Annotated in this window: 13 protein-coding genes and 1 pseudogene; 10 read left to right on the top strand and 4 right to left on the bottom strand. The window is 63.4% G+C overall.

Annotated features, from left to right (window positions below):
• The coding region (locus ABYB95_RS10385; protein WP_372658423.1) for an FAD-dependent monooxygenase at positions 1–1,351 on the bottom strand (1,351 nt) is incomplete at its 3' end.
• A 15-nt stretch (positions 1,352–1,366) separates the two neighbouring features.
• Positions 1,367–2,296 (bottom strand): LysR family transcriptional regulator, encoded by a 930-nt coding sequence (locus tag ABYB95_RS10380; protein WP_372658422.1) that lies wholly within the window; start codon positions 2,294–2,296, stop codon positions 1,367–1,369.
• A gap of 241 nt (positions 2,297–2,537) precedes the next feature.
• Here ABYB95_RS10380 and ABYB95_RS10375 point away from each other — a divergent pair, with 241 nt between their 5' ends.
• The 10 genes from ABYB95_RS10375 to ABYB95_RS10330 all read left to right on the top strand — a co-directional run bounded on the left by ABYB95_RS10375 (position 2,538) and on the right by ABYB95_RS10330 (position 9,787).
• Positions 2,538–3,368 carry an intradiol ring-cleavage dioxygenase gene (locus ABYB95_RS10375; RefSeq protein WP_372658421.1) on the top strand — a complete coding sequence of 277 codons (831 nt, stop codon included), beginning with the start codon at positions 2,538–2,540 and terminating at the stop codon, positions 3,366–3,368.
• A gap of 31 nt (positions 3,369–3,399) precedes the next feature.
• Positions 3,400–4,491: a C4-dicarboxylate TRAP transporter substrate-binding protein gene (locus ABYB95_RS10370; protein ID WP_372658419.1), complete on the top strand. Its 1,092-nt coding sequence runs from the start codon at positions 3,400–3,402 to the stop codon at positions 4,489–4,491.
• A gap of 46 nt (positions 4,492–4,537) precedes the next feature.
• The gene (locus ABYB95_RS10365; protein ID WP_372658418.1) at positions 4,538–5,107 is read left to right on the top strand and encodes a TRAP transporter small permease subunit; all 570 of its coding nucleotides are present in this window, start codon (positions 4,538–4,540) and stop codon (positions 5,105–5,107) included.
• Positions 5,100–6,419, top strand: coding sequence for a TRAP transporter large permease (locus tag ABYB95_RS10360; protein WP_372658417.1), 1,320 nt, complete (start codon positions 5,100–5,102; stop codon positions 6,417–6,419). The genes ABYB95_RS10365 and ABYB95_RS10360 overlap by 8 nt, the downstream gene beginning before the upstream one ends.
• Positions 6,420–6,428: 9 nt before the next feature.
• Positions 6,429–6,734, top strand: coding sequence for a YciI family protein (locus ABYB95_RS10355; RefSeq protein WP_372658416.1), 306 nt, complete (start codon positions 6,429–6,431; stop codon positions 6,732–6,734).
• Between the two features lie 24 nt (positions 6,735–6,758).
• Positions 6,759–7,130, top strand: a complete 372-nt coding sequence (locus ABYB95_RS10350; RefSeq protein ID WP_372658415.1) for a Dabb family protein — start codon at positions 6,759–6,761, stop codon at positions 7,128–7,130.
• Entirely contained in the window at positions 7,120–7,737 is a 618-nt protein-coding gene (locus ABYB95_RS10345) for a nuclear transport factor 2 family protein (RefSeq protein WP_372658414.1), read from the top strand. Before ABYB95_RS10350 ends, ABYB95_RS10345 begins: the two co-directional genes overlap by 11 nt.
• Before the next feature lie 58 nt (positions 7,738–7,795).
• Positions 7,796–8,551 carry a sulfite exporter TauE/SafE family protein gene (locus ABYB95_RS10340; protein WP_372658413.1) on the top strand — a complete coding sequence of 252 codons (756 nt, stop codon included), beginning with the start codon at positions 7,796–7,798 and terminating at the stop codon, positions 8,549–8,551.
• A 96-nt stretch (positions 8,552–8,647) separates the two neighbouring features.
• A complete protein-coding gene (locus tag ABYB95_RS10335) occupies positions 8,648–9,265 on the top strand; it encodes an AAA family ATPase (protein ID WP_372658412.1) in 618 nt (205 codons plus the stop codon).
• Positions 9,266–9,331: 66 nt separating this feature from the next.
• Positions 9,332–9,787: a MaoC family dehydratase gene (locus ABYB95_RS10330; RefSeq protein WP_372658410.1), complete on the top strand. Its 456-nt coding sequence runs from the start codon at positions 9,332–9,334 to the stop codon at positions 9,785–9,787.
• Positions 9,788–9,802: 15 nt separating this feature from the next.
• Here ABYB95_RS10330 and ABYB95_RS10325 read toward each other — a convergent pair whose 3' ends face one another.
• Complete coding sequence (locus ABYB95_RS10325) at positions 9,803–10,126, bottom strand: hypothetical protein (RefSeq protein ID WP_372658408.1); 324 nt, start codon at positions 10,124–10,126, stop codon at positions 9,803–9,805.
• Between the two features lie 151 nt (positions 10,127–10,277).
• Positions 10,278–10,361 (bottom strand): annotated as a pseudogene (locus ABYB95_RS10320) (tRNA (uridine(34)/cytosine(34)/5-carboxymethylaminomethyluridine(34)-2'-O)-methyltransferase TrmL); the annotation flags it as partial.

Here is a 10,361-nt window from a genome sequence, read left to right as displayed (position 1 = left end):
CGGGGGGCGGTGTGCTGCCGTCGGGCACGACGATGGGCGAACCGTCGTAGCGGCCACCGAAGGTGATGCCCGGTATGTTGAATTCCTGCCGCACGTGGGCGTTCAGGTGCGTGGACGCCACCTCGCGTGCCGCCTGCCCGGCGGGCGAATCTTCTTCCAGCACCGGCGTGGCAACGAACAGACCGACCGAGTCGGCGAAGCTGCGCGCATAAGCGGTGTTGCGCTGTGCCAGCGGCTTGCGTTCGGTCTGGTAACTGTTCAGCAAAGACCCGGGCGCCGTGCCATGCAACACGTGGGCCAGTTTCCAGCCCAGGTTGACCGCGTCTTCCACCGCCGTGTTGTAGCCCAGTCCACCGGTGGGGGTGAACAAGTGGGCGGCGTCACCACCGATGAACACGCGCCCTTGCTGGAAGCGTTCTGCCACAAAGGCGTGCCCGGCGGTCCAGGTACAGACCGACAGCACCTCGATGTCGATCGCGCAGCCCATGGCCTCGCTGAAGATGCGCGCAGCGTCTTCGTGCGTCCAGGCGTCGGCGTCTTCACCCTCGTGCACTGCGGCGTGGAAAGCGAATTCGCTCTGCCCATCCACCGACGCCATGAAGACCCGCCGCTGCGGGTTGACCGAGACGTACATCCAGGCTTTGGCGTGTGCCAGCCGGGCGTGGAAATCGGGCGCGCGCAAGTGGATGGCAAACATCTTGCCGCCCATGAAATCGCGCTTGGTGCCGGTCTCACCTTCCCAGGAGATGCCAAGCTGTGCGCGCACACGGCTGCGTGCGCCGTCGGCGCCCACCAGGTACCGGGCTTGCACGTTCTGTGCGGGGCCACCACCCACGGGGTGCACGACAGCGTCGATGGCATGGCCCAGGTCGGTAAAACTTTCCAGGGCGACGCCGTGGCGCAGCTCTACGCTGGGCCAGTTCTTGGCGTGGCGCGACAAGGTGGCTTCGACAAACTTTTGTGAGATCCGGTGCGGCAGTTCTGCCGCGCTCCAGGAGCCGCTCAGGTGTTTGATGTTCTCTTGTGCTTGCGCCGCTGTGGGCAAGTGCAGGCGGGCCAGTTCGTGGCCGGTGAAACGGGTGAAGTAGGCGATGTCGGTCGGGTGGTCGGGCGGCAGGCCTTGGTCGCGTATTTCCTGCGCAAAGCCCAGGCGGCGGAAGTGTTCCATGGTGCGCGCCTGGGTGGCGTTGGCCTGTGGGCTGAACGCGGTGCCGGGCTTGGGTTCGACCAACAGGCAACGCACGCCGCGGCGCCCGAGTTCGTTGGCCAGCATCAGGCCACAGGGGCCGCCACCTGCAATCAGCACGTCGGTGGTGAATGGCTCTCTTCGTTCTTCTGGATGGGTGGGCATATCGGGAAAGAGCTCCTAATAGACGCCGAAGCGCCCGGTCCACTTGCGCTCGTAGTCCATCTTCGCAAAGCGTTCGGCCATGAAGTCGATGAAGGTACGCACCTTGGCCGACAGGTGTTTGCGGCTGGGGTAGGCCAGGTTGATGGTGAGGTGTGGCAGGTCCCAGTCGTCCAGCACAGGGACCAGACGGCCCGCCACGATGTCGTTGTACAAGATGTAGGTGGGCTGCACGAGAATGCCCATGCCGTCGAGCGCCGCTGCACGCAAAATCTGGCCGTCGTTCGATTCGAGCAGGCCTTTGACGGTGATGCTCGTGGTTTCCCCATCGCGCGAGAAGCGCAGTTCGTTCGGGTTGTTGGCGTAGGTGTAGATCAGCAGTTGGTGCCGGTGCAAGTCTTCCAGGGTTTTGGGAAAGCCGTGCTGTGCGAAGTAGCGCGGTGAAGCAGCCAGGATGCGCCGCGTCTCGCCCAGGCGGCGGATCGTGATGTTGGAGTCGGGCTCGATTTCGCGCGTGCGGATCGCCACATCGATGTTGTTGTCGATGATGTCCAGGTAGCGGTTCGCGGCTTCGACGTGCACCGTGACGTTGGGGTAACGCTGCGTGTACTCGCGCAGCAGCGGAGCGATGTGGTGCAGCGAGAACGAGAGCGAAGCGGTGATGCGCAGCACGCCCTGGGGGTTGAGCGCCGTGGCGTTGACCGCGTCCTCGGCGTCCTTCAGGTCCAACAGAATGGTTCGGGCCCGGCTGAGAAACTCCTGACCGGTTTCGGTGAGGAAAAGCCGGCGCGTATTGCGTTCCACCAGGCGCGCGCCCAGGCGGGACTCCAGCGCCGACAGGTGTCGGCTCGCGGCGGCGTTGGACAGGCCCAGCGCCTCGGCCGCGCGGCTGAGGGTGCCGGTCTCGGCCACTTGTACAAAAAGTTCGATTTCAGTCCAGCGATCCAAACCGTGTCTCCATCTGCCGCGTGGTGTTTGTGGCATTCATTGTGGGGCAGGCAGCTTGGGCTTTCTTCCATCTCGCGAAAAAGTCATTTTCGCCAGTCGGCTTCTGCAAGCGTCTATGGCGCCCTACAGTGTGGTCCAGCCCAACGCACGGACCACCACGAAGCCGCGCATTCACACCAGCAGCAACCGACCACCTGCGAGCTGCCAGCTCGACAGGCGTGGTTCACCAGGAGACAAAGCCATGCGCAATCTGAACCAGGACACCATCACCCAGGCCGTGATCGCCCGCTTCGCCGACACGCCAGACCCCCGCCTCAAGGACATCATCACCAGCCTGGTGCAGCACCTGCATGCTTTTGCGCGCGAGGTCAAGCTGACCGAAGCCGAATGGATGGCCGGCATCGAGTTCCTCACCCGGGCGGGCGATATCACCGACGACAAGCGACAGGAGTTCATTCTGTTGAGCGACACGCTGGGTTTGTCGATGTTGACGGTTGCCATGAACAACGACAAGCCAGCCGGCTGCACCGAAGCCACGGTCTTCGGTCCCTTCTTTGTGGAAGGCGCTCCGCATTTTGAGCACGGCGACGATGTGGCCAATGGCGCCGTGGGCCAGCCGTGCGAGGTGCGTGGTTCGGTGCGGGGCCTGGGGGGTGAGCCCGTGCCTGGCGCCACCATCGAAGTCTGGCAGGCCGACGCCGAGGGCAAATACGACGTGCAGCGCGAGGACTTGGTTGGTGCACAGGCGCGCGGCGTGCTGCGGTCCGACGCTGATGGCCGTTACCACTTCAAGTCCATCCTGGCCGAGGCCTACCCCATCCCCGACGATGGTCCGGTGGGCGATATGTTGCGTGCCACCCATCGCCACCCCTGGCGACCCGCGCACCTGCATTTCATGATCAAGGCGCCCGGCTACGAAACCCTGATCACCCATGTGTTCCGCAACCACGATCGGTACCTGGATTCCGACGCCGTGTTCGGCGTGCGCGAGTCGCTGATTGCCGATTGGGTGGAGCAGCCAGATGGCCACTACCTGGTCGAATTCGATTTCGTTCTCGCGTCCGCTCGATAGATAGATAGACAAAACCACAGGAGACAACACCATGATCAAGCGCAAATTCCTCCACACCTCGCTGGCTTCCGCCTTGCTGCTGGCCGGCATGGTCTCGGCCCATGCCGAAGAAACCTTCAAGCTCACCATCGCATCGAGCCACCCGGTTGCGCTGCCCTGGGTGGGTTTGATGAGCACGCTGTTCGTGCCCGAGGTGAACAAACGGGTCGCCGCGCTCAACAAGGGCTACAAGATCGAATGGCGCGAGGCCTATGGCGGCCAGCTCTACAAGATGAACGCCACCCTCACCAGCGTCGAGCAGGGCGTGACCGACATCGGCTGGGTGTTCCACAGCCTGGAGGCGGCCAAGATGCCCTTGAGCCAGTTCGGCTCGGTGACCCCGTTCACCACCGACGACGTGCGCATCATCCTCGACGTGGCCAACGACATGAACGAGAAAACGCCCGCGCTGAAAAAGGAATGGGACAAGAACAACATGGTGTTCCTGGGTGCCACAGGTGTGGACACCTACCACCTGTTCACCAAGAACCCGATCACCAGCTACGCTGATCTGAGCGGGCGCAAAATTTCGGCCCCGGGCTCCATTGGTCTGTGGTTGAAGGGCTCGGGCGCGGTGCCGGTGGACGGCTCCCTCACCAGCTACTACACCGACATCCAGACCGGCGTGAGCGAGGGCACCATCTCCATCGCCACCGGCATCCTGCCGAACAAAATCTACGAGGTGGCGCCCAACATCACCACCGTGAACATCGGTGCGCTGTACATCGGCGGCATGGCCATGAACAAGGACAGTTACGGCCGGCTGCCACCCGAGGTGCAGAAGATCGTCAAAGACGTGGGCAAGGAGTATTCCAAGGCGCTGGGTGAGACGCTGATGCAGCGCTACCAGGGCGCGCTCAAGACCATGGCGGAAGTGGGGGCCAAGCAGTCGAACCCCGTGCGCATCACCGCCCTGAGCGATGCCGAGCGCGAAAAATGGGTCAAGACCATGCCCAACCTGGCCGCCGATTGGGCCAAGGCCAATGCGTCCAAAGGGCCGGCCAAAGAAATCGTCAAAGCCTATATGCATGCGCTGCGCGAACGGGGCGTGAAGCCGGCCCGCGACTGGGACGAAGAGCTGTGAGCGGCGCTGCGGCGCACAAGGTGGCGGCCTCGGCGGGTAGTGCCGCATGAGCTACGAAGCCAACACCGATCTGGAGCAGGCACCACCGCCATCGGCCCCCACCAGCCTGTTCGGGCGGGTGGTGGACGGGCTCAATGCCCTGGGGTCGGTGGTGATCGGCCTGGTGATGCTGCTGATGGTGGCCGACGTGCTGATGCGCAACCTGCTGAACCAGCCCATCGACGGGGTGGCCGAGCTGGTGGCCACCTCCATCATCGTGATCGTGTTCCTGCAGTTGCCGGGCACCTTGCGCCATGGTCGCATGAGCCGGGCCGATTTGTTCATCGATCCCTTCACCCTGAAACGCCCGGTGGCCGGCCACCGCTTGCGTGCGCTGTTTTCGCTGGCGGGCATTTTTGCCTGTGCGGTGATCGCCTACGCCTCTTGGCCCATGCTGGTTCGGGCCTGGGTCGGCAACGAATTTCTGGGCGTGGAGGGCGTATTCACCTTTCCGACCTGGCCGATGCGGGCGGTGGTGGTGCTGGGTTCCGCGCTGGCGGCGCTGCAATACGCATTGCTCACCTGGCAGGACTGGCGCCACGCCGGCCATGTCGCGCGGGAGGCCAGCCATGTCTGATTTCCAGATCGGTATGGTGGCCATCGGCCTGATGCTGGGGGGCATCTACTTTGGCATGCACATCGGCGTGGCCTTGATCGTCACCTCGTTTGTCAGCGTGTGGATGGTCAAAAGCCCCGAGGTGGCGGCCAGTTTTGTGGCCGCTTCGGCCAACGACGCGATCCGCGACTACCTGTTTGGGGTGATCCCCCTGTTCGTGCTGATGGGCATGCTGGTGAGCGTGTCGGGTGTGGGGCGCGACACCTTCGACGTGTTCCAGTGGCTGATGCGGCGCATCCGTGGCGGCCTGGGTCTGGCCACGGTGGCGGCCAACGCGGTGTTTGCTGCCATCACCGGGATTTCGATTGCATCGGCCTCGGTGTTCACCAAGGTCGCGGTGCCCGAGATGATGCGCCACGGCTACACGGCGCGTTTTTCGGTCGGTGTGGTGGCCGGCTCGTCGGTGCTGGGTATGCTGATACCGCCCAGTCTGCTGATGATCATCTACGGCGTGTTGGCCGAAGAATCCATCGGTCGCATGTTCATCGCCGGCATCATCCCCGGTGCCGTGCTGGCCCTGGGTTTTGCGGTCTTGATCCTGGCCATGGCCTACCTCAAGCCCGAGATGATCGGCACCGAAGACGCCTTGAACGGCGTGTGTGTGGATGGCGATGAAACGCCGTTGTCGGCCGCGATCAAGTTCGTGCCCATCCTGCTGCTGATCACCCTGGTGCTGGGCGGTCTGTATGGCGGGTTCTTCACCCCCACCGAGGCCGGGGCCATGGGTGCGGCCGGTGCTTTGGTGATCGCTCTGGTGCGCCGCCGTTTGGACTGGCGCAAGCTGTGGCAGGTGCTGGTGGAGACGGGCTATGTGTCGGTCTCGGTGCTGTTCCTGATCATCGCGGCCATGTTGTACAGCCGCATGCTGGCGCTCACCGGCATGCCCAACTCCGTGACCGAAGGCATCACCCACATGGGCTTGGGCCCCTGGGGTTTCATGGCGATGTACGTGGCCATCGTGATCGCGCTGGGCTGCATCATCGATTCGGTGTCCATCATGCTCATCATGATCCCCATCGTGCTGCCGATTGCGCGCACGTTTGGCATGGACGTGGTGTGGTTTGGCGTGGTCACGGTGATCGCGGTGGAAATCGGTTTGCTGACGCCGCCCTTTGGCGTGTCGGTCTACACCGTGAAGTCGGCGCTCAACGACCCACGCATCACCATCAAGGACATCTTCGCCGGCACGTTTCCGTTTGTGCTGATGATGCTGGCCGTGCTGGTGGTCATCGTGGCCTTTCCCAAGCTGTCCACCTGGCTGGCCTACCTTTGAGACATTCACATGATCTATACCCTGATTCTGATCGACAGGCCCGGCACCGCTGAGCTGCGGCAACGGGTGCGGCCCGACCACAAGGCCTATCTGGCCCGCGTGGCCGACCGCATCGCCTTTGCCGGCCCTTTCACCCACGACGACGGCGTGACCATGATCGGCAGTCTGCTGGCGATCGATTTCGATTCGCGTGACGCGGCCCACGCCTGGTTGGCCGAGGAGCCTTTCATGCGCGCCGGGCTGTACGCCAGCAGCGCGGTGCACGCCTTTGTGAACCTGTGGCCGCAAAAGGCTGGCTTCGTACCGGCGCCATAAAGACCAAACACTGGGGAGTGGAGCTTGATCAAACACATTGTGATGTGGAACGTGTGCGGCGACACACGGGATGAAAAAGCGCAAGGGATTGCGCGGCTGCAACGCAGCTTCGAGTCTTTGCGCGGACGCATCCCGGGTTTGTTGCGTCTGGAAATTGGCGTGGACACCAGCGCGGTGGACTACGCCTGCGATGTGGTGCTCTACTCGGAGTTCGAGACCCAGGCCGCGCTGGATGGGTATGCGATGCACCCGGAGCATCTGCGCGTCAAGAACGAGCTGGGGAATCTGCGCACCGCGCGCCACCAGGTCGACTACGCCAGCGAAGCCGCTGTGTGCCAGACCGGGGTCGCATCGGCTTTGTTGAACCCGCACGAGGAACCAAGACATGAACGATGAGTTGGAAAACGAACACCTGATACGCCGCATGGTGGAGCGCTGGGCGGTCTGGCGCGACGCCGGCGACTGGGAGCGCTTTGCCACCGTCTGGCACCCCGAAGGCGTGATGATGGCGACCTGGTTCCAGGGCCCGTTTGCCGAATTCATCCGTGTCAGCCGCGAAGGCTGGGACAAGGGCGTGAGCATTCTGCACTTTTTGGGTGGCTCGGCCATTGAAGTGGCCGGTGACCGTGCGATTGCGCAGACCAAGATGACGATCTCGCAGCGCGGCATGGTCGAGGGCGCAAGCGGTCCGGTGCTGTGCGACGTGGTCTGCACAGGCCGCTTTTACGACTTCGTGCAGCGGCACGAGGGCGCGTGGAAGCTGCTGCACCGCCAGCCCATCTACGAAAAGGATCGCATCGATCCACTGGATCCCACGGCCTCGCTCCAGCTGGACGCGGCGGCGCTGGCCGCCATGCCCGAGGGTTACCGCCACCTGGCCTATATCCAGACCCGCATAGGCTACACCGTGAAGATGGACATGCCCATGCTCAAGGGGCCAGTGGTGCAAGAACTGCAGCACCGTGGCGCGCGCTGGCTGGCGGGTGGGGCGTTGGAGAGATGAACCGGCCCAGACTTGGGCGCCGGATGACGACCCGGCGCTTGCAGTGACAATAACGGGCTTGAACTTCCCGCTCATCACCGACCCCACCTTCTACGCGGTAGCCATTCCCGCCGTGCTGCTGCTGGGCATCAGCAAAAGCGGTTTTGGCGCTGGCTTTGGTTCGCTGGCCGTGCCCATGATGGCGATCGCGGTGGCGGTGCCCCAGGCGGCGGCGATCCTCATGCCGGTGTTGCTGTTGATGGACTTGATGGGCATGGCTGCTTTCAAAGGCCATGTTGACCGGCGCTTGTTGGCCTTTCTGCTGCCCTACGGTTTGCTGGGCATCGTCGTGGGCACACTGCTGTTTCGTTTGCTGGACGCGCACCTGGTGGCTGGCATTGTGGGCGCGTTCACCCTGGTGTTCCTGGCGCAGCGGCTGGTGTTCCCGCCGCACCCGCAAAGCAAGCCACCACCGCGCTGGCTGGGGGCCCTGCTCACCGTGGCTTCCGGCTTTACCAGTTTTGTCGCGCACGCGGGTAGCCCACCGCTCAACGCCTACGTGATCCCGCTGAGGCTCTCGCCCCTGCTGTTCACGGGCACCATGGCGTTCTTCTTTTTCTTCATCAATTTTGCGAAGTGGATTCCTTACGCCTGGCTGGGTCTGCTGGACTGGAAGAACCTTGCCACCTCGCTGGCCTTGCTGCCGTTCGCCCCGATCGGGGTCTGGATGGGCGTGCGGATCGCGCACCGCATCAAGCCGCAGCTGTTCTACCGCTTGCTGTACGTGGGCATGTTTTTCACCGGCATCAAACTGCTGTGGGATGCTTGGCATTGAGCGTGGCCCCGGCTGACACCGCACTGGCGCTAACATAGGGCCTGCTTTTTGGCCGCCCGCGGCGTTTGGTGCGGGCCTTGCACACAGGAGAGATTCATGCCCATTGTGGTGGTCGCCAATCCCAAGGGTGGCGTTGGCAAGTCCACGCTGTCGACCAATGTGGCCGGGTACTTCGCCAGCCAAGGTCATGCGGTGATGCTGGGAGACGCCGACCGGCAACAGTCCTCACAACTCTGGTTGCGCTTGCGCCCGCCACAGGCCAGGCCCATAGGCACATGGGCGCTGTCCCACGATCTGATCGCCCGCCCGCCGCGCGATACCACGCACGTGGTGCTGGATACCCCCGCCGGTCTGCATGGCTGGCGCTTCAAAGACGTGCTCAAGCTGGCCGACAAGGTGCTCGTGCCGCTGCAGCCCAGCATCTTCGACATCTACGCGACCCGGGATTTTCTGGACGAATTGGCCGCATCGCGCCGGGCCGACCAACTGCAGTTGGGCATTGTGGGCATGCGCATGGACGCACGCACCATCGCCGCCGACAAGCTGCTCGAGTTCGTGGCGGGCCTGGGGCTGCCGGTGTTGGCCAGCCTGCGTGACACGCAGAACTATGTGCACCTCGCCGCGCGCGGGCTGTCGCTGTTCGACATCGCGCCCAGCCGGGTGGAAAAAGACCTGCTGCAATGGCAGCCGGTGTGCCAGTGGCTGGACGCCTGAACCGGGCAAGCGCAGTCTGTCGCCACCCCGACACCGTGCCGTGGCGGGTGCCGATACAGTGCGCTCATGAAAACATTTGAAACCTTGGCCGATCTGGCCGCTTGCGTGGGCCAGGAAGTAGCGGTCAGCGACTGGCTCACCATCACCCAGGAACGGGTCAACCAGTTCGCCGAGGCCACGGGCGATCTGCAGTGGATCCATGTGGATGTCGAGAAAGCCCGGGCGGGACCGTTTGGCGGCCCGATCGCGCACGGCTTCCTGACCTTGTCCTTGTTGCCCGCGTTTTTCGACTCGGCGCTCGCGGTGCGCCAGTCGCGCATGGGTGTGAACTACGGTCTCAACAAGGTGCGCTTCACTTCGCCGGTGCCGGTGGGCAGCCGTTTGCGCGCCCGCCTCACGCTGCTGGCTGCAACACCCATCGAATCCGACGGACTGCAGCTGACTTGGTCGACGGTGGTCGAGCGAGAGGGGGCAGACAAGCCCGTGTGCGTGGCCGAGTCGCTGGTCCGTCGTTACCCTTGAGCAGGGGCCGCCGGGTCAGTTGATCCGGGTCAGGTGCTTGGGGTTGACGCTGCCCTCAAAAACCTTCAACAACGCGTTGATGCGCTGAGCCGCCACGGCCTGGTCGTGCCGCTGCGAAATGACCTGGTAAGCGTCGTTGCGAAGCAACCAGAGTTCTTGCGGTGTTTTCGCTTGTTCGATTTTCAGGCGCAGGCGCTGCGTGGGAACGCTGGTGCAGTCTTCGACCGCCTGCAGAAGAGACCGGCGGATGCTGCCCAGATCTTTCAGGCTGGCGGTCTTGCGCTGTGAAAGGTAGGGCTGAAAGGCCACTTTGAACAATCGGGAAATGGTGGCAATCAATGTTTTCTCCGGGCGGCCGGTTGGGCCGCAGGACGGGACGCGCAAACCAGCGTGGGTGTGCCGGTTCGGTATGAAAAGGGTGAGTGCAAGATTGTCGTTGACTGCCCGCGAGGGAAGTAGGCGCAGTGCCCCAGGTGTTCGGTGATATTTGTCACGAAATGCCAACCTCAAAACCTTGTTGCCGCCAAGCTTCAAACACCACCACGGCGACCGCGTTGGACAGATTCAGGCTGCG

Origin of the sequence: Hydrogenophaga sp. (assembly GCF_041633695.1) — a bacterium.
Classification (GTDB): domain Bacteria; phylum Pseudomonadota; class Gammaproteobacteria; order Burkholderiales; family Burkholderiaceae_C; genus Hydrogenophaga.
Note: the sequence above shows the minus strand (reverse complement) of the source record. Positions and strands in the feature narration are given on the sequence as shown.